The 19,395-nt window shown below is 30.6% G+C and carries 16 protein-coding genes; 11 read left to right on the top strand and 5 right to left on the bottom strand.

Going from position 1 to position 19,395, the window contains the following annotated elements; all coding sequences use genetic code 11:
- Positions 1-31: 31 nt before the first annotated feature.
- Complete coding sequence (locus tag ACZ49Z_RS16225) at positions 32-604, bottom strand: dual specificity protein phosphatase family protein (protein ID WP_464305347.1); 573 nt, start codon at positions 602-604, stop codon at positions 32-34.
- A 4-nt stretch (positions 605-608) separates the two neighbouring features.
- Positions 609-2,546 (bottom strand): LTA synthase family protein, encoded by a 1,938-nt coding sequence (locus tag ACZ49Z_RS16220; RefSeq protein ID WP_464305346.1) that lies wholly within the window; start codon positions 2,544-2,546, stop codon positions 609-611.
- A gap of 346 nt (positions 2,547-2,892) precedes the next feature.
- Here ACZ49Z_RS16220 and ACZ49Z_RS16215 point away from each other — a divergent pair, with 346 nt between their 5' ends.
- From ACZ49Z_RS16215 to ACZ49Z_RS16185, 7 genes are all read left to right on the top strand, one after another.
- Positions 2,893-4,665 carry an AMP-dependent synthetase/ligase gene (locus tag ACZ49Z_RS16215; RefSeq protein WP_464305345.1) on the top strand — a complete coding sequence of 591 codons (1,773 nt, stop codon included), beginning with the start codon at positions 2,893-2,895 and terminating at the stop codon, positions 4,663-4,665.
- 122 nt (positions 4,666-4,787) lie between these two features.
- Entirely contained in the window at positions 4,788-5,237 is a 450-nt protein-coding gene (locus tag ACZ49Z_RS16210) for a MarR family winged helix-turn-helix transcriptional regulator (RefSeq protein ID WP_464305344.1), read from the top strand.
- Positions 5,238-5,249: 12 nt separating this feature from the next.
- On the top strand, positions 5,250-7,640 hold the full coding sequence (locus ACZ49Z_RS16205; protein ID WP_464305343.1) for a 3-hydroxyacyl-CoA dehydrogenase/enoyl-CoA hydratase family protein: 2,391 nt from the start codon (positions 5,250-5,252) through the stop codon (positions 7,638-7,640).
- Between the two features lie 53 nt (positions 7,641-7,693).
- A complete protein-coding gene (locus ACZ49Z_RS16200; RefSeq protein WP_464305342.1) occupies positions 7,694-8,056 on the top strand; it encodes a four helix bundle protein in 363 nt (120 codons plus the stop codon).
- Positions 8,057-8,103: 47 nt separating this feature from the next.
- The gene (locus tag ACZ49Z_RS16195; protein WP_464305341.1) at positions 8,104-9,291 is read left to right on the top strand and encodes an acetyl-CoA C-acyltransferase; all 1,188 of its coding nucleotides are present in this window, start codon (positions 8,104-8,106) and stop codon (positions 9,289-9,291) included.
- A 41-nt stretch (positions 9,292-9,332) separates the two neighbouring features.
- Positions 9,333-9,683 carry a four helix bundle protein gene (locus ACZ49Z_RS16190; protein WP_464305340.1) on the top strand — a complete coding sequence of 117 codons (351 nt, stop codon included), beginning with the start codon at positions 9,333-9,335 and terminating at the stop codon, positions 9,681-9,683.
- Between the two features lie 47 nt (positions 9,684-9,730).
- Complete coding sequence (locus ACZ49Z_RS16185) at positions 9,731-11,521, top strand: acyl-CoA dehydrogenase family protein (RefSeq protein ID WP_464305339.1); 1,791 nt, start codon at positions 9,731-9,733, stop codon at positions 11,519-11,521.
- A 331-nt stretch (positions 11,522-11,852) separates the two neighbouring features.
- Here the strand turns inward: ACZ49Z_RS16185 and ACZ49Z_RS16180 are convergent, their stop codons facing one another.
- Positions 11,853-13,082, bottom strand: a complete 1,230-nt coding sequence (locus ACZ49Z_RS16180) for a cation:proton antiporter (protein WP_464305338.1) — start codon at positions 13,080-13,082, stop codon at positions 11,853-11,855.
- A gap of 126 nt (positions 13,083-13,208) precedes the next feature.
- On the opposite strand from ACZ49Z_RS16180, the gene ACZ49Z_RS16175 reads away from it, so the two are divergent.
- The 3 genes from ACZ49Z_RS16175 (at position 13,209) to ACZ49Z_RS16165 (ending at position 15,797) form a co-directional block, all read left to right on the top strand.
- Entirely contained in the window at positions 13,209-14,405 is a 1,197-nt protein-coding gene (locus ACZ49Z_RS16175) for an LETM1-related biofilm-associated protein (protein WP_464305337.1), read from the top strand.
- A gap of 86 nt (positions 14,406-14,491) precedes the next feature.
- A complete protein-coding gene (locus tag ACZ49Z_RS16170; protein WP_464305336.1) occupies positions 14,492-15,235 on the top strand; it encodes an SseB family protein in 744 nt (247 codons plus the stop codon).
- Between the two features lie 4 nt (positions 15,236-15,239).
- Positions 15,240-15,797: a 2'-5' RNA ligase family protein gene (locus ACZ49Z_RS16165; protein WP_464305335.1), complete on the top strand. Its 558-nt coding sequence runs from the start codon at positions 15,240-15,242 to the stop codon at positions 15,795-15,797.
- An 18-nt stretch (positions 15,798-15,815) separates the two neighbouring features.
- Here the strand turns inward: ACZ49Z_RS16165 and ACZ49Z_RS16160 are convergent, their stop codons facing one another.
- Positions 15,816-16,187: a YchJ family protein gene (locus ACZ49Z_RS16160; RefSeq protein WP_464305334.1), complete on the bottom strand. Its 372-nt coding sequence runs from the start codon at positions 16,185-16,187 to the stop codon at positions 15,816-15,818.
- 133 nt (positions 16,188-16,320) lie between these two features.
- Positions 16,321-17,925 (bottom strand): class I SAM-dependent methyltransferase, encoded by a 1,605-nt coding sequence (locus tag ACZ49Z_RS16155; RefSeq protein WP_464305333.1) that lies wholly within the window; start codon positions 17,923-17,925, stop codon positions 16,321-16,323.
- Between the two features lie 530 nt (positions 17,926-18,455).
- Here ACZ49Z_RS16155 and ACZ49Z_RS16150 point away from each other — a divergent pair.
- A complete protein-coding gene (locus tag ACZ49Z_RS16150; RefSeq protein WP_464305332.1) occupies positions 18,456-19,382 on the top strand; it encodes a hypothetical protein in 927 nt (308 codons plus the stop codon).
- Positions 19,383-19,395 lie beyond the last annotated feature (13 nt).

Here is a 19,395-nt window from a genome sequence, read left to right as displayed (position 1 = left end):
TATTGGTGGCGTTTTTTATATGTATAAACAATTATTTCAAACTATCTTTTCTGCTCTTGTAATTATTTAAATAATCTCCTTTCGGTTTACCAATATCAAATGAACTGAATTTAGTTAGAAAACGAGTACTTTTTCTAGCTTCATTTGGATCCCAGCCTTCATATTCTATTCTATAAATTGCTGAATACATTTCTGCTCTTCCAACACCATGATAGCAGTGAATTAAGACTGGATAATTATCTTGGTTATCCATTATTTTAAAAAACATATCTAAATTATGTTGTTGCGGTACTTGGTCTGAACCATTATTAAAATAATTTACTCCTTTAATTTTTGCTACAGCTTCTTTTTCTGCTATTAATTCTGAAGGAATTTCGGGATTGTTTACATCGTCTCCCGTTCCTGGGAAACGTAAATCTATAATACTTTTAATTCCATACTTTTTAACATAATCTTCAATTTCATCTGGAGGTATTACTCCACTTTTATATACTTTACCTTCTGTAATTGTTTCAAAATTATGGTTAATATGCATGTCATATACATATTTACCACCATAAACAACTCCTAATAAAAGGATTAAATAAATTATTTTCTTCTTCATCTCATTAATTTTTTGCTAATTTTTTATCTATAATTGTATTGAAATAATCTTGAATAAAACCTTTACAAGCTATTTCTAATTTATCCATGTTTTTATTACGTTTTGAAAGTAAATTGTTGGTTAATTTTTTATCCTTTTCCTCATAAAATCCTATTGCCTTATTTCCATCAAACACACAAATATACCCATCTTTCATAAAATAATAGTTTCCTGAATTATAATTAATCAAATAGGGTGAAATGTCTTCTTCATTTGTTAAAAGACTCCTACCCCAACTTCTAAAAGGTTTATCATAACCAATCATGTCTAGTATTGTTGGGTAAATGTCTATATGTTGTGCAATTTCATCTCTTTCTCCAATCAAATCACTATTAGGTTTATAAATTAAGATAGGAACAGCTAATCTATTCATAACGTTATGGTAAAAATCTTCCATATAATGAACCAAATTACAATGATCGGCTGTTATTATAAATATGGTGTTATTATACCAAGGCTCTTTTTTAGCGGCTTCAAAAAACTTTTTAAATGCAAAATCGGTATAGCCAACACATTCGTGCATTTTAATATTTCCTTTGGGAAACTTCCCTTTATATTTTTCAGGAACAACATAGGGTTCATGAGAACTTACTGTAAATATTGTACTAAAAAAGGGTTGTTGTTTTTTATTTAGAGTAGTATTCATGAATTGCATAAAAGGCTCATCCCAAATACCCCAAGAACCGTCAAAATCGGCATCATTACCATATTCGGTCATTCCATAGTAATGATCAAAACCTAATATATTTCCATATCCTAAAAACCCCATAGAGCCATTTGGAGCACCATGAAAAAAAGAACTGTCATAGCCTTTACCTTTTAGACAAGAAACTAAAGATTCTATTTTTTGATTAGCAAAAGGAGAAGAAGTAAATGCGTCTTTAAAAGAAGGTATTCCCGATATAATTGAAGACATGCCATGAATGGATTTATATCCGTTGGCGTATGCATTAGTAAAAATCATACTATGATTTGCTAAAGAATCTAAAAAAGGAGTATAACTCACATAGTCTTTAATATTAGCTTTTTTATTAAAAGCACCGCAATATTCTCTCCCCAAACTCTCAGTAATAATCAAAACAATATTAGGCTTAGATGGATTGTTTGAATGATAATACTTAATTGGCTTAAAATTTTCTTGAATTACATTATCAGGAATATTAAAATCTGTTTTCTTAAATGTCTTTACCCCTAATGTTCTTAAAAAAGTAAATGTCGAATTAAGTACTAAATCTGCTTGTTGCACTTTATTAACATGTCTATTAGCATCTACTAAATTAATAGGTCTGGTACTTTTCTTAAAATCTCCTCTAATACCTCCAACGCACAAGGTGGCAATAACCAACAAACCTATTGTTGATTTTGCTATATAAGCCCATTTTTTTGTAACTACTTGATTATTTTTAACCTTTACTCTATTGTATAAAAAAATCCATAATGCGCAAACAACAAAAAACAAAAGAAAGACATCCCAGTAGGTAAATAAAAAACGAAAAAACATGCCTCCTTTGGATTCCTCATGCTTAATAATATCCCAAGCGGCAATGGTTAATCTTGAAAAATTATACTTATAATATATAAGGTCTATAAAATTTAAGGCATAGACACTTAAATTTGAAATAAAATACAACCAAAATAATCCTTTTTGATATTTCTCGCCTGCGTTAATAAAAAAAGGCATTATAGATAAAAGAATAAATAGTCCATTACTATACAAAATTGCTGTAGTATCAAAAGCCAATCCATGATAGGAAATATTTAAAAAATCTGAAAAAGAATCAACTTCAACAATATGATAGTTATAGATGTAAAATATTACCCTTGCAATAAAATAAAAAAGATAAGCTAATAATAATCTATACCCTAAAACTTTATATTCTTCTAATCTAAAAAATGATTTCATTAAAATGTGCTAAAAATTCGCTACAAAAATAACAATAATATCACTTTAGAATAATTTTTAACATGTAATTTAGTGTTTTCTTTTTTGTAAATTTATGAAAAACAATTATAAATTTTAAGGTATCAAATTAATATATAAATGCTTTTTTTACTTGTGAATAAGGATATAAAACTATTTTTTTAAATAAAATAAGTAAATTATAAAGTTATAATTTCGTAAAAAAAATATATTATGCATGCATAATATATTAACTATCAAATAATTAATAACAATAATTAACATATTCATAAATAATTGGTTAATTAATAATAATTTTATAATTTGCATTCTATTAAAAAAGTAAACTATGCCAACAATTTCACGTCTATTTGATTTCCCCTATTACCAATTGGAAAAATATAATTTATCCGATGCCTTAGTAACTAAGTATGACGGTGTTTGGGTTAAAACTTCTACTAAAGAGTATTTAGATAAAGCAAATGCTATTTCCCGAGCATTATTGAAACTAGATGTTCAAAAAAATGACAAAATTGCACTTATCTCTACAAATAACAGAACAGAATGGAATATTTGCGATATTGGAATTTTACAAACTGGTGCACAAACAGTACCAATCTATCCCACAATAACTGCTGAGGATTATGAATATGTATTAAATCATTCTGAATCTACTTACTGCTTTGTTTCTGATGAAGAAGTATATAATAAATTACAATCGGTTAGAAATAATATTCCAAAATTAAAAGAAGTATATTCTTATAACGATATTAAAGGTTGTAAAAGTTGGAAAGAACTATTACAACTAGGAGAAGACAATTCAAATCAAGAAGAAGTTGAAAAAAGGAAAGATAGTGTTGCTGCAACAGATTTAGCAACTATTATATATACCTCTGGGACAACAGGAAGACCGAAAGGCGTAATGTTATCACACCAAAATATTGCGAGCAATGCAATTAATTGTACACCAAGGTTTCCAGTTGTACCAAAAGACACCAGAGCTTTAAGCTTTTTACCTGTTTGCCATATTTATGAAAGAATGCTTTTATATTTATACCAATATACAGGTGTTAGTATCTATTTTGCAGAATCAATAGAATCATTAAGCGATAATTTAAAAGAAGTAAAACCTCAGGTAATGACCGCTGTTCCTAGGGTTTTAGAAAAAGTTTATGATAAAATTATTGCAAAAGGAACAGATTTAACAGGGATAAAAAAGAAACTATTCTTTTGGGCTGTTGAACTTGGTCTAAAATATGAGCCTTACGGACAAAATGGTTGGTGGTATGAACAACAATTGAAGTTAGCCAAAAAATTAATTTTTTCTAAATGGGCAGAAGCACTTGGAGGAAATATTAAAGTCATTGCTTGTGGAAGTGCTGCATTACAACCAAGATTAGCAAGGGTATTCAATGCTGCGGGTATGAATGTAATGGAAGGATATGGTTTAACTGAAACTTCTCCTGTTATTTCTGTAAATGATATGAGAGAAAATGGTTTCAGAATTGGAACAGTAGGAAAACTTATCAATGACGGAGAAGTAAAAATTGCAGATGACGGAGAAATACTTTATAAAGGTCCTAATGTAATGTTAGGTTATTATAAAGATAAAGAAAAAACAGATGAAGTATTAAAGAATGGCTATTTCCATACAGGAGACATTGGAGAAGTAGATGCCGATGGATTCTTAAAAATTACAGATCGCAAGAAAGAAATGTTTAAAACTTCTGGTGGTAAATATGTTGCGCCTCAAATTTTAGAAAACGCATTCAAACAATCAAGATTTATAGAGCAAATTATGGTAATTGGTGAAGGACAAAAAATGCCCGCGGCTATCATTCAACCAAATTTTGATTTTATAAAAGACTGGGCTAATCGCAAAAAGATTAATATTGGTTCAACTAATAACGATATTGCTCAAAACCAAGAAGTAATTTCTAGAATTCAAGAAGAAATTGATGAAGCTAATGAAAAATTTGGCAATTGGGAAAAAGTTAAACGTTTTGAACTTACTTCTGATGTGTGGTCTATTGAAGGCGGACATTTAACGCCAACAATGAAATTAAAAAGAAAAATTATACTTGAAAAATATAAAGATTTATATTCTAAAATATATGGTTAATATTTTAGGAGCTCACGTTTTTCGTGAGCTTTTTTATTTTAAGAAAAAATTAATGTAAAAAAATCCAAAAATACTATGCATGCATAGTATTTTTTTATTATCTTTGAAATTATATTCCATCTATGAAAGACAAAACAATAGATTATGTACTTAGAGCAACGTGGCAAGCGGTCTCAAGAATGTATAACGAAGAAGCATCAAAATATGGTGCTACGATGGCCACTGGGTTTGCTTTATTAAGCATTGATAGAGAAAAAGGGACACCATCTACCACTTTGGGACCAAAAATGGGAATGGAAGCTACGAGTTTAACCAGAACTTTAAAATCTATGGAAGAAAAAGGGCTTATTAAAAGACAAAAAAACCCAGCAGATGGTAGAGGTGTACTGATTCATCTCACCGAAGAAGGTAAAGAAAAAAGAGAATTATCGAAGAGTACGGTGTTAAAATTTAATGAAACAATAAAAGAACATGTCTCAGACGAAAAATTACAACACTTTATGGAAGTTGCGGAAATCATCAATGAATTGATAGCTGAAAAACAAATATATACAGAAAAAAAAACAAAATAAATTATAACCAAAATGAAACGAAATATTAAAAAAGTAGCTGTTATTGGTTCAGGAATTATGGGAAGCGGAATCGCTTGTCACTTTGCCAATATTGGTGTTGAAGTTTTGCTTTTAGACATAATTCCCAAAGAATTAACAGAAGTTGAACAGAAAAAAGGACTTACTTTAGATAGTAAGGCTGTAAGAAATCGTTTAGTAAATGATCATTTAACTAATGCTTTAAAATCGAAACCTTCTCCAATCTATCATCAAAGTTTTGCTAATAGAATTACTACAGGCAATACTACCGATGATATGAAAAAAATTGCTGATGTAGATTGGATTATTGAAGTTGTAGTTGAACGATTAGATATAAAAAAGCTCGTTTTTGAACAAGTTGAAAAATATAGAAAGCCTGGTACGCTAATTACGTCAAATACTTCTGGCATTCCTATACATTTTATGAGTGAAGGTAGAAGTGAAGATTTCCAAAAACATTTCTGTGGCACACACTTCTTTAACCCTGCGCGTTACTTAAAATTATTCGAAATTATTCCTGGACCAAAAACATCACAAGAAGTATTAGATTTCTTAAACGGTTATGGTGAAAAATTCTTAGGAAAAACTTCAGTTGTTGCAAAAGACACTCCTGCTTTTATTGGTAACAGAATAGGAATTTTTGGAATTCAAAGTTTGTTCCACCAAGTAAAAGAAATGGGATTAACTGTTGAAGAAGTAGATAAATTAACAGGTCCAGTGATTGGAAGACCAAAATCTGCTACTTTCAGAACAGTAGATGTGGTTGGTTTAGATACTTTAGTACATGTAGCTAACGGTATTTATGAGAACTGCCCAAATGATGAATCTCACGAATTATTCAAACTACCTGCTTTCGTTCAAACCATGATGGACAACAATTGGTTGGGAAGTAAAACAGGACAAGGTTTCTATAAAAAAGAAGGAAAAGATATTCTTACTTTAGATTTAGACACCTTAGAATATAGACAGAATAAAAAAGCTTCTTTTGCTACCTTAGAATTAACGAAGACAATTGACAAACCAATTGATAGATTCAAAGTTTTAGTAAAAGGAAAAGACAAAGCAGGAGAATTTTACAGAAAGAATTTTTCAGCAATGTTCCAATATTGTTCTAACCGTGTTCCTGAAATTACGGAGGATTTCTACAAAATCGACGATGCAATGAAAGCTGGTTTCGGTTGGGAAAATGGTCCATTTGAAATTTGGGATGCTATTGGTGTTGAAAAAGGAATCGAATTGATGAAAGCGGAAGGATACGAACCAGCTGCTTGGGTTACCGAGATGATTGCTTCAGGAAACACTTCTTTTTATTCTGTTAAAGATGGAGCTACCCACTTCTACTCTATTACAAATAAAAAAGTAGAAAAAATCCCTGGTCAAGATGCATTTATTATTCTAAATAACATTCGCGAAAGCAAAAAAATATGGAATAATAGCGATTCTATCATTACAGATTTAGGAGATGGTATCATCAACTTAGAATTTACTTCAAAAATGAATTCTATTGGTGCTGGTGTCCTTCAAGGTATTAATAAAGCAATTGATATAGCTGAAAAAGAATACAACGGTTTGGTTATTGGTAACCAAGGAGCTAACTTCTCTGTTGGTGCAAATTTAGGAATGATTTTCATGATGGCTGTAGAGCAAGAATATGACGAATTGAACATGGCTATTAAAATGTTCCAAGACACCATGATGCGTTGTCGTTATTCTGCAATACCAGTAATTGCCGCTCCTCACGGAATGACTCTTGGTGGTGGTTGTGAATTAACAATGCATGCCGATAGAGCTGTTGCTGCTGCTGAAACCTATATTGGTTTAGTAGAATTTGGAGTTGGTGTAATTCCTGGTGGTGGTGGTTCTAAAGAAATGGCTTTAAGAGCTTCTGACTTATTCCGTAAAAATGATGTAGAATTAAACGTACTTCAAGAATACTTTTTAACAGTAGGTATGGCTAAAGTAGCTACTTCTGCTCATGAAGCATTCGATTTGGGAGTTTTACAAAAAGGTAGAGACTTAGTTGTTGTTAATAAAGACCGCCAAATTGCTACTGCAAAACAAGTGGCTTTGCAAATGGCAGAACAAGGCTATACGCAAGCACCTAGAAGAAAAGACATTAAAGTATTAGGAAAGCAAGCTTTAGGAATGTTCTTAGTAGGAACAGACAGTATGGAAGCTGGTAAATATATCTCTGAACACGATAAGAAAATTGCAAACAAATTAGCTTATGTAATGGCTGGTGGTGATTTATCTGAACCAACATTAGTAACGGAACAATATTTATTAGATCTTGAAAGAGAAGCTTTCTTATCCTTAACTGGTGAAAGAAAATCATTAGAGAGAATTCAATACATGTTAACGAAAGGGAAACCTCTTAGAAATTAATAATAAGTATTAAGACTGAAGTATTAAGACTGAAGTATTAAGACAGAAAGAGGATGCATAATTTTGAAAAACTTAAAATATGGCAAAAAGCAATGGACATAGCTGTTGAAGTTTATGAGATTTCTTTGCTTTTACCTAGCGATGAAAAATTTAATTTAATTCATCAAATTAAAAAATGTGCAGTTTCAATACCGTCAAATATAGCAGAAGGTTCTGGTAGAAATCATAATAAAGAATTTATTCAATTTTTAGGAATAGCGAATGGATCTACTTTTGAATTAATAACACAATTAATACTTGCTAAAAGATTAAAACTTGTTGATGAAGAAATTATTCAACCGATAATAAATCAATTAGTAGAAGTCTCAAATATGAATTTTTCCTTTCAAAAAACATTAAAAGAAAATATAAAATAACGATTGGAAGTCTTAATACTTAATATTCCAATCTTAATACAAATAAAATGAAAACAGCATATATAGTAAAAGCATATAGAACTGCAGTAGGTAAAGCACCTAAAGGTGTTTTTCGTTTCAAAAGACCAGATGAATTGGCTGCAGAAACTATCGAACACATGATGAAAGAATTACCTAATTTCGATAAAACACGTATCGATGATGTAATGGTAGGTAATGCAATGCCAGAAGCAGAACAAGGATTAAATGTAGGTCGTTTAATTTCATTAATGGGATTAAAAGTAGAAGATGTTCCTGGTGTAACTGTAAACAGATATTGTGCTTCCGGAATTGAAACTATAGGTATGGCTACTGCCAAAATTCAAGCTGGAATGGCAGACTGTATTATCGCAGGTGGAGCTGAAAGCATGAGTTATATCCCAATGGGAGGTTATAAACCAACTCCAGATTATAAAGTTTCTGCTGCCGGTCATGAAGATTACTACTGGGGAATGGGATTAACTGCAGAAGCTGTTGCAAATCAATTTAAAATTTCTCGTGAAGATCAAGATGAATTTGCTTATCATTCTCATATGAAAGCCCTAAAAGCGCAAGCAGAAGGAAAATTTGATGATCAAATCGTACCAATTACAGTTGAAGAAACATTCGTTAACGAAAACGGAAAAAAAGAAACACGTTCATATGTAGTGAATAAAGATGAAGGACCTAGAGCTGGAACTTCTGTTGAAGCATTAGCTAAATTAAGACCTGTATTTGCTGCAGACGGAAGTGTTACAGCAGGTAACTCATCTCAAATGAGTGATGGAGCCGCTTTTGTTTTAGTAATGAGTGAAGAAATGGTAAAAGAATTAAACTTAGAACCTATTGCACGTTTGGTAAATTTCGCTTCAGCTGGTGTAGAACCAAGAATCATGGGTATCGGCCCAGTAAAAGCAATTCCAAAAGCATTAAAACAAGCAGGTTTAAAACAAGCGGACATTGATTTAATTGAATTGAATGAGGCTTTTGCTTCACAATCATTAGCTGTAATTCGTGAGTTAAATCTTAACCCTGAGATTATCAATGTTAATGGTGGTGCCATTTCCTTAGGACATCCTCTAGGTTGTACAGGTGCGAAATTATCGGTTCAATTGTTTGATGAAATGCGTAAACGTGGTAATGCTAAATACGGTATGGTGACCATGTGCGTAGGAACTGGTCAAGGAACAGCAGGAATTTATGAGTTTTTAAAATAAAACATAGAAAAAAGAGGCAAGAAGAAAGATAAAAAAGACTTATGAAGCATAACTTTAAAAACCTTAAAATTTGGATTTTAGCTATGGAGATTACTTCAGATATTCATAATCTATGTTTAGAGTTTCCTAAAAATGAAGTTTATGGTTTAATTAGTCAAATGAATAGAGCTGCTGTTTCAATGCCTTCTAATATTGCCGAAGGTTCTAACAGACAAAACACTCATTTCAAACATTTCTTAAATATTAGCCTTGGCTCTTCCTTCGAATTACAAACCCAATTATTAATAGCATTACAAAACAATTATATAACTCAAGAAAAAACGACTGAAATAGAAAATAAGATTATTGAATTCCAAAAAATGACAACTGGTTTTATCAGTAAATTGGAATAATCTTTTTTCTTGTTTCTTTCTTCTTTTCTCTAAAAAAAAATAAAAATATGTCAGATATTATCAGAGGAGGTCAATTCCTAGTAAAAGAAACAAAATGTGAAGATATTTTCACACCAGAAGATTTCTCAGAAGAGCAAATCATGATGCGTGATTCTGTTATCGAATTTGTGGATAAAGAATTATGGCCAAATAAAGAGCGTTTTGAGAAAAAAGATTATGCACTTACAGAAGAAGTAATGCGTAAAGCAGGAGAATTAGGTTATTTAAGCGTTGCAGTTCCTGAAGCATATGGAGGAATGGAAATGGGTTTTACCAATACCGTTTTAGTTTGTGACTACATCTCTGGAGCAACTGGTTCTTTTTCAACAGCTTTTGGAGCACATACAGGAATTGGAACGATGCCAATTACTTTATATGGAACGGAAGAGCAAAAACAAAAATATGTTCCTAAATTAGCTTCTGGAGAATGGTTTGGTGCATACTGTTTAACAGAACCAGGAGCCGGTTCTGATGCTAATTCGGGTAAAACAAAAGCGGTTTTATCGGAAGACGGTACTCATTATAAAATCACAGGTGGAAAAATGTGGATTTCAAATGCAGGTTTCTGTTCGGTTTTCATCGTTTTTGCACGTATTGAAGATGATAAAAATATTACTGGTTTTATCGTTGAAAATGATCCTTCAAATGGAATTTCATTAGGAGATGAAGAGCATAAATTAGGGATTCGCTCCTCTTCTACGCGTCAGGTTTTCTTTAACGAAACGAAAGTTCCTGTAGAAAATATGTTAGCAGGTCGCGGTGAAGGATTTAAAATCGCCATGAATGCATTAAACGTGGGACGTATCAAATTAGCGGCAGCTTGTTTAGAAGCACAAAGAAGAACCATTTCTGGTGCTGTTAATTATGCAAATGAAAGAGTACAGTTTAAAACACCTATTGCAAACTTTGGTGCTATCCAATCTAAATTGGCTGAAATGGCAACAAATGCTTATGCTGGGGAAAGTGCTACTTATAGAGCAGCTAATGACATTGAAAAAAGAATTGATATTAGAGTAAACGAAGGAAATTCGCACCAAGAAGCAGAATTAAAAGGTGTGGAAGAGTTTGCAATTGAGTGTTCTATCTTAAAAGTAGCCGTTTCAGAAGACGTACAAAGCTGTACAGATGAAGGTATCCAAATTTTTGGAGGAATGGGATTCTCTGAAGATGCCCCAATGGAAAGTGCATGGAGAGATGCTCGTATTGCAAGAATTTACGAAGGTACTAACGAAATCAACAGAATGCTTTCTGTAGGTATGTTAGTGAAAAAAGCTATGAAAGGTCATGTTGATTTATTAGGTCCTGCTATGGCTGTAGCTGAAGAATTAATGGGTATTCCATCTTTTGATGTACCTGATTATTCAGAATTATTTGCTGAAGAAAAAGAAATGATCGCTAAATTGAAAAAAGTATTCTTAATGGTTGCTGGTGCTGCTGTTCAAAAATTTGGACCTGAATTAGAATCTCACCAACAATTATTAATGGCTGCTTCAGACATTTTAATCGAAATTTATATGGCAGAAAGTACAATTCTTAGAACTGAGAAATTAGCTAAGAAAGAAGGTGCTGATAAAGTTCAAGAACAAATTGCTATGGCTCAATTATACTTATACCATGCCGTTGATACTGTGAACCAAAAAGGTAAAGAAGGTATCGTTTCATTTGCTGAAGGAGATGAGCAACGCATGATGTTAATGGGACTTAAGCGTTTTACTAAATATACCAATATGCCTAACGTAATTGGTTTAAGAGAAAAAATTGCAGCAAAATTAATTAGCGAAAATAAATATTGCTTTTAATTGGTTGCACAAACTTTTGGTTTAGTTTGTTGAAGAATCCACTCGTAAAGAGTGGATTTTTTTTATGCCTTAAAATTTAAAACCAAACTAGATATTAGACTTTGTTATGAGAGAAATAGTGTAAAATAGTTGTATAGTAAGGAAGTTTAGATCCCACAAATGTAGCAATCGCTACATTGAGGATATAAATCAGTTTATTTTCGTAATAAAATTCAAATGCTTAATTTGGGTTTAATGTGTAAATCATCTTACAAGCACCTTCTTTCAGAAAAAATGCACTCTTTCAAAGAAAAGAATACTAAAGAAAGAAAAAATGATTCATAATATTATTTTATATAGGTACTTCCATATCAATAGATAGGTTAGAATCTTTATACTTATTACTCTTAAGTTCTGATTTATCTGTTTTATTAAAAACTAACCCAATCATCATGAATAAAGCTGAAAGTACAATTACTTGAATTATTAATGCTTTATTTACATATGGAATTCTATTCACCTCTTCTATTTTTAAAAATAAAAGAATCGTAATTAATCCGCGAGGAGCAATGAATAGCAAGGGCATTAATTTAACTTTAAAAAATTTCAACTGTATAGCTCTAATCAAATAAATAATAGTAACAATTATTAAAGCTATAACAAAAGTATCTGGGTTTAATATATCCTCTGTTTTCATCAAAAAACCAAAAAGTAAAAAAAACACAGAACGAACTAAAAAGGCAGATTCAATAATCAATTCTTTAAATTTTTGCACTTCTTTATCTAATGCTTTTGGCTTTAATTTTTCAATCCATTTAAATCGATCTAACTCATCAAAATTTTCCATTATTAAACCAAAAAACATTATAAATAATAATGCAGGTAGATGATAAATTTCTGAAACAGCAAATATTAAAATTATCAATAAAGCAATAGGTGCAAATTTTACATGATGATCAATTTTACTTAATAAAAAAGCTAAAAATGCTGTGGCAATAAAAGAAATGACAATCATTAACAAAATTTGTAGTCCAAAATGCCCCACAGATTCTAGGTTAATGACTGCGTTTAATGTAATAAAATTAAAAAATAGAACTCCAATAATATCTGACAAACTACTTTCATAAATTGCAAATTCCTTATTAAACACATTCAAATGTCCAACACTTGAAATTGCAATTGCACTACTAATAATACACAATGGTATCGCATTAATTAGTCCGTCTTTAAAACTAACGTCAATGAAATAATAAAAACAATAAGCTAAAATGATTGCTGTTAAAATTAATGGAACAATAGCTGTAATGAATGTTTTCCAAATAAAAGGCAGTTTATCTTTATTTAATTTTAAATCTAATGAACCTTCTAATACAATTAAAATTAAACCGATTGTACCCAGTAAGGGTAATAATGGATTCAGATCTGGTAAAACCAAATGAAAAATATCAGTTAATTGTCTTACTGCCCAACCTAAGATTAAAAGTAAAATAACCGAAGGTATTTTCGTTTTAGAAGCAGAAATTGTAAAAATATAAGCCAATAATAATAAAACACATACTATAGCTATGATAACATAGTTCATATAAATAATTTTTAAGCAAGATATAAATATACTTTAACAATTAAAAAAATAATTAACTAAGATATAAACTTACTTTATGAGAAGACAAAAAATATTTTTTTAACTTCGTGCCATAATTAGAACATTATGATTAACCCTTCAATTAACGGCTGGATAGATAAATTTTTTACTGTTGTGAATATGGAAAAACAACAAAAAAAATTTAATATTACTGAATACTATACAGCTATTAGAAAAACAGGTTTAATTTATGGTCATACCCTTAGCTATACAAATGTAGATGAAAAAGAAATTAATGAATTGTCATTTGATGAAATCACTAAAATTGTATTCTTAGATGCGCTATTTGGGGTGTTTTGCCTAAAAACTAATTCTATATCAAAAACTGAGTTTTTAAAAACAGTGAATTCTTTTTATAAAGCAATTCAAAAGAATAATTATTTATTTTTAAAAAAATTATTACCTGGAACTTCAGATAGCTTACAATTAGAATCTATAATCGACGATAGGATTCAGACCAATCAAAATGTTATCGCAAAGAATTTTTCCCACATTGTCACAAATGCATTACTTTTTTTAGATGTTTTAGCATTTTACCACTTTATAGATAATCTAGATTTTTCAAAAAAATATTTTGAAACCTTTGAAAAAAGAATATATCAGATTATTTGCATGGCACTTGATGTTAAAAAAGAAAAAACACAAGCAGATGAACTCCTTCTAAAGTTATTTGAAAATTCATTGCGCTATTCTAAAAGTAATACTGTGGAAAAAATTACACTAGAAGAATTCAATTATCTTTTTTTAACAAATGAGCTAGAAAAATATTATTTTTTCGATTTAGTGCAAATGGCATTATTAAGTGATAAAAAACTAGACGAAGAAGAATATCAATTTTTAAATCATATTTCTAGTAAATTGCACATTTCCGAATCTATAGTAACAGAAAGCATTGTAAACATTAGAGAATTTGTCCGAGCTAATAGACAAAACATATCCTATTTTAATCATTCCAATCCTGTAAAACATTTCTATAATCAAACAAATGCTGCTGTCATTAAGCTAATAAATAGAAATAAAAAAAGACTAACAAAAGAGATTTTAGAAAGTAAGGAATTAATGATTCTTTTAGCTAAATCAACAACAAAAGACCTAGACGATATTGAAAAAAAGAAAGTAAAAAAACAACTTTTAGATATTTGCAAAACAATACCTTCATTAACGATTTTCCTACTTCCAGGTGGAGGCATTCTATTGCCTCTTTTGGTAAAATATATTCCGCAATTATTACCCTCTGCCTTCAATGAAAATTTAGAAGATTAAGAAATTGCACATGATATGTTTTATAATAACAACTTTCTTCCACTGGACTTCATTATCTTTGTAAAAAAATACAGATTTTATAAAACATGCTTTCACCAGACAATTCAGAGCTAATTAAATCAATAAAAGCTTTTCATAATAATAAAGACAACGAACATTTTATGGCTGTTTTTAATGCACTACAAAAAGAGGAAACTTTTTTGGTTGTGCCAACAACTATAGACGATAAAGTAAAATCCAATAGTTGGTCAACCCTTAAAAAAGGAGACACTATTACTTTTTCTACAGTTTTCGACATGGATGGGTTGAAAGTTTTTGGAGTGTTTACTTCTCCAGAGAAGTTAATGGCTTGGGCCAACGACATGAAACCTTATAAAATGATTCCTGCAAAAGCAGTACTGGAAATCGCACAAGAACAAGGTTTCGGACGCATAGTAATTGACAGTAACCAAGATACTATGTTTGTTTTAGAAAAAGCAACTCCTAATGTAAAAACGGAAGTTATTGAAGAAGCTACAGAAGTATTGGTTTGGCACCCAAAAACGCCTATTGATGGAGCAAACAAACTGCAATTGCAAACTGCTTTCAAAAAGATTTCTGCTATAGATGAAGTATTTCATTTTGGTATGACAAAGAATAATGAAAGGGTTTTAACTTTAGCTTTTGTTATTAAAAACCCAACCGAAAATAGTCGAAAAGCAGTAATAAATGCTATTAATGAAGGAATGCAAGGACACACTTTGGATTTTCCCTTAGAAGTGATGTATTTGAATACTGAAGATGATTGGTATGCAACTGCACAAAAAATGATTCCTTTCTACAAAAAATAACAGAATGGACCGCTACTCTATTGTGTTTCAACCACCAGAATTAGTACTTAATGAAATAAAGGCAATGAAGGCAGTATTAGCCGAAAAAATTGGTTGGTATCACAGTAAAAATTCTTTAGGACATATTACAATTTGTGAATTTGAAACTTCTGAAGAAGCATTGGTTATTATTAAGAGAAAACTAACACGAATTTGTGCTACAATTGATGCTGTTAATGTAGTAATGAATAATTTTAATACGTATCCTAATGGTGCGTTTTTTATTGCTCCAGATACTACTTCTACGCTATCGTTGAAAACTATTATGAAGGAAGTGACTACCGAATTGGGTTTGAAAAATAGCTATAAAAGTAATGCTCCTCACCTTTCTATTGGTCGAAAATTATCGGAAGAACAACTACAAACAGCTAATCAACTTTTTACAACTATACATTTGACGTTTATTGCTAAAGGATTGGTTTTACGAAAGCTAGACACTACAAAAAAACAGTTTGAAGCCATTGATTATTTTCCTTTTGAAAACAATACCCATTTGAAGCCTGTACAAGGTGTTTTGTTCTAACAAACCAAACAAGATTTATTAATAAAATTTACCATCTACATAATACCAAATTCCTTTTTCTTGTTTGAAAGTAGATTTTTCATGATGCACCTGTGCTTGTAACGTTTCATCTATATAATAGGCTTTGAATTCAACGATAGCACCTTCAGCTTGAACAATTTCTAAATTCAACCAAGTATTTGTTTTTGACCATTCTAAAATGTCTTTCTTTTTATAATGTCGTCGTTGAGAAACATGAGTAGTTTGTATTAGGTAATCGGCTTCTTGCAATGCATAGGCTGTATATCGAGAGCGCATTAACTGTTCTGGTGTTGTTGGATTTTTTAAGGTATAAATATAGGGTTCACAGCAGTTTTCAAATTCTAACTCTGATTTACAATAGCATTTCATTTTTTAAAAATTTGGGCAAAAATATTTAAATCATTATAAAAAGAACACTAATTCCATAAATTTTACAATTCTATTTATGAAATTAGTGTTCGCAATATATTTTTTAATCTAAATTACGCAAGAATAATTTCAATTATCCTTTTAGTAAATTAATACTTACTGTTGCATAGTCTGTATTTGGAAACTTTTTAAAATACATTGGATCAGGAAACAATCCTGCTTCTGCAGCGATATTGTGTAGCACCTCTATTTCAACAATAAACTGATCAGAAAATCCATGTGTAGCATCATAGGCAGTAGCAGCTGTTTTACCTATATTTTGAGCAGTTAATTTAGAAGAAACTGTGTGCAATTCAATGATTAACAATCCGAATTTCTGAACATAAGGCGACCATTTTTTCAAGTGTTGCAATAAATTATCTTCTACATCATTATTAGAAATTCGTTTTCCTCTGTGCGCAAAAGCTCCAGTTGAACTGCTCACTCTGTCATGTTTTTTCACCAATGGTTCTTCCCAAATACGATTATGATCTAAAAAAGTTCTAACGTTTAATAAATCTTTCAAATCAATCGCATAATTATCTAATAAATCTTTTGCTAATAAATCGGGTCTACCAATATCACCCCAAATAACTTTAGCCCAAATATCGGCTTTAATTAAATTAGCTCTTGTTACTTTCAAAGCAGCTTGATTATAATCTACTCCAACTAAGAATAACGGATGCTCTTCTAACATTTTTCCACGCAATGTTTGTCGTTCAATTACTTCAAAAATGTGTTGCAAAAAAGCTCCGTTTCCACAGCCCATGTCTAAAATACCTTTGGGTTGCTCGTGAATTGGTTTGTTAAATACTTCTATAATAATTTCATCAATGACTTTAAAATAGGTAGCATGTGCACCACCACTTCCCCAAACGTTCATTTCTCTATTCACGTGTATTTCGTCTTCATTATGGGCAATTTCTCTTAACAAACTAGGGTTACCAAACAATAAGATTTCTAGTTTTTTAAACATTGGCAAATAGGACACTGTTACACCATAGGCTGTAGCTCTTTTTGCAAAAAACAAACCTATTTCTGTGAATTGATAATTTCCGTTTTTTTCATTGAACCAGCCTAAATAGGTGAAGAAGTTCAAGATTGACTTAAAAACTTCGGGTTGTTTGTGAAACTCTTCTGGACGGAAAGAAGTTTCCATAAAGTATTTATGGAACATACCCGACATTCCAAGACTTACAATAATTGGAGCTATTAAAAAACCTTCAATATGAAGCAAAACTTGTTCTTCAATAGCTTTTTTATCTAGATCATCTGATAAAATAACACCAAAATTATTTCTGTATTTATTGAAAATTACATCTAATAATGTTATCGAATCAGAAGCAATGCGAACAGAAGTAAATAGCTCTGTTTCATTTAATAAAACAACCACATCTTCATATAAAGAAAATAGTGAAAAAGCATAATTACTCTTTTCATTTATTTTTACTGTAATGGTATCTGTTGTTGTGTTAATATCATATTCTAAAAAACCTTGAGAAGCTAGTGTTCGCAGAGAAACATTTAAATATCCTTCGTTGGCTTTAAACTTTTCTGTTAATTCTGACAGCGTAATTTCTTCTTTTTCTAAAATATAAGCAGTTATCCCTTTTTTATATAGCATATATGCAGAAGGTGCTGTTACAATTCCGTCGAGATGTTGAAATATTCTTTGGCGGTATTCTTTTTTTTCAGTCATGTTGTTGTTTGTTGGTAATCAAATTTAAGCAATAATACAATTCTCTAAGCTAACCCTTGTTATAAATCTAAAATAGGAAGCTAAAATACATTAAAAAAAAACTCAATTATTAAAATCATAGTTTTTTTTACTACAGCAAGCTTTAAATATAGAGTTTAAAACTTTTTAAAATTTATTGTGATATTTATAACTTTTCAAGTTAGAGAAAGTAATGATTAACCTCTGTTAAAGTTTGGAACTTTACAATTAACTATTTACCTCTATCAAAGTTTGGAACCAAGACTGTAAGGAACTTTGACATAGGTTGTAGTAATTAAAAATATTCAGAAAATGAATCTATTATAATTTATTTAAAAAATTACTGTATTGATAGTCATTTTTAACCGAAGTGTACTAAATTTCAAACCTGATTTTAAGTTAATTACAGTAAAACTATACTTTTTTCATTCAATATCAACAACCAACTATTTAATCTCCTTTTATTATTAATTTAAAGTTTTTAAAAACAAATAATTACAAACAAATTAATTATGAAAAAAATTAAATTATTACTCTTAGGAGTTACTACTATCGTTATGATAGGGTGTGAAAAAAATGAGGATTTAGAAAATGCACAAACTATTCCTTCTGCAACAAGTGAAACTTATGTTTCGAAAAGGCCTACAACAACTGCGACTGCTTCTAAAAGCGCAGAAACTGGTTGGACAAAAGTCACTCGAACCGATTTAGGAAATTTAGGTCAATTTCTTAATGAAAACTTTGCTAAAACAAGGTTTAACGATCGTATTAGCATTAATGATGTTCCTAGAAACGTTAGTGTAAACGATGTAAAATTAGGAAGTGGTACCAATCCTAATTCTGGACAAAATTGGGTTACAGAGCGCAGGTTTGAAGGTACTGGTTCTTCAACTGCTGCTGGACCATATGTAAGCTGGAGACCTGTAAGTGGTTATTCTGCAAGGGTTGAAGAAAATTATTCTAATACAACGAAAGACCTTGGTGGGTTTGTTTTATACAATAGAGCAACCACTAATACTTCGAATTGGAATGTATCTGTTACAACTGGATTAAAAATTGGTGGGAAAATTGGTATTCCTTTTGTAACTGAAGGAAATGTAGAAGTAAGTTTGTCTGCAACTGCTGGTGGTGGTGGTTCAAAGAGTACAACGTTTACAGAAAATTATAGAACACCCCATATTGATGTTGAGCCAGGTAAAAGAGTACGCTTTGTTTTAGAAGAAAGATGGAGACCTATTAATAGTTTATGGACAGTGCCTGTAAAGTTTAGAGGTTATGTTGGTGCAGATTATGGCAAAAGAGTAAATGGTCATTATTTTTGGGCTATACCAGCTTCTTCTTATTTTTGGGATTTTCAAAATGGAAGTCAAAAGTATACGGTTAATATCGTTGAAAAATATGCACACGAAATTAGAGTTGCTGCCTATCGATTAAATTAATAGTACAAATTAA

Source organism: Flavobacterium sp. KY-23415 (assembly GCF_055384985.1).
The sequence above is the reverse complement of the archived record's forward strand: the minus strand, read 5'-3'. Positions and strand labels throughout refer to the sequence as shown.

Bases quoted from the DNA above. Each gene is read 5' to 3' on its own strand.
- ACZ49Z_RS16225 (WP_464305347.1), bottom strand. From the start codon at position 604: ATGAAGAAGAAAATAATTTATTTAATCCTTTTATTAGGAGTTGTTTAT.
- ACZ49Z_RS16220 (WP_464305346.1), bottom strand. From the start codon at position 2,546: ATGAAATCATTTTTTAGATTAGAAGAATATAAAGTTTTAGGGTATAGA.
- ACZ49Z_RS16215 (WP_464305345.1), top strand. From the start codon at position 2,893: ATGCCAACAATTTCACGTCTATTTGATTTCCCCTATTACCAATTGGAA.
- ACZ49Z_RS16210 (WP_464305344.1), top strand. From the start codon at position 4,788: ATGAAAGACAAAACAATAGATTATGTACTTAGAGCAACGTGGCAAGCG.
- ACZ49Z_RS16205 (WP_464305343.1), top strand. From the start codon at position 5,250: ATGAAACGAAATATTAAAAAAGTAGCTGTTATTGGTTCAGGAATTATG.
- ACZ49Z_RS16200 (WP_464305342.1), top strand. From the start codon at position 7,694: ATGCATAATTTTGAAAAACTTAAAATATGGCAAAAAGCAATGGACATA.
- ACZ49Z_RS16195 (WP_464305341.1), top strand. From the start codon at position 8,104: ATGAAAACAGCATATATAGTAAAAGCATATAGAACTGCAGTAGGTAAA.
- ACZ49Z_RS16190 (WP_464305340.1), top strand. From the start codon at position 9,333: ATGAAGCATAACTTTAAAAACCTTAAAATTTGGATTTTAGCTATGGAG.
- ACZ49Z_RS16185 (WP_464305339.1), top strand. From the start codon at position 9,731: ATGTCAGATATTATCAGAGGAGGTCAATTCCTAGTAAAAGAAACAAAA.
- ACZ49Z_RS16180 (WP_464305338.1), bottom strand. From the start codon at position 13,082: ATGAACTATGTTATCATAGCTATAGTATGTGTTTTATTATTATTGGCT.
- ACZ49Z_RS16175 (WP_464305337.1), top strand. From the start codon at position 13,209: ATGATTAACCCTTCAATTAACGGCTGGATAGATAAATTTTTTACTGTT.
- ACZ49Z_RS16170 (WP_464305336.1), top strand. From the start codon at position 14,492: ATGCTTTCACCAGACAATTCAGAGCTAATTAAATCAATAAAAGCTTTT.
- ACZ49Z_RS16165 (WP_464305335.1), top strand. From the start codon at position 15,240: ATGGACCGCTACTCTATTGTGTTTCAACCACCAGAATTAGTACTTAAT.
- ACZ49Z_RS16160 (WP_464305334.1), bottom strand. From the start codon at position 16,187: ATGAAATGCTATTGTAAATCAGAGTTAGAATTTGAAAACTGCTGTGAA.
- ACZ49Z_RS16155 (WP_464305333.1), bottom strand. From the start codon at position 17,925: ATGACTGAAAAAAAAGAATACCGCCAAAGAATATTTCAACATCTCGAC.
- ACZ49Z_RS16150 (WP_464305332.1), top strand. From the start codon at position 18,456: ATGAAAAAAATTAAATTATTACTCTTAGGAGTTACTACTATCGTTATG.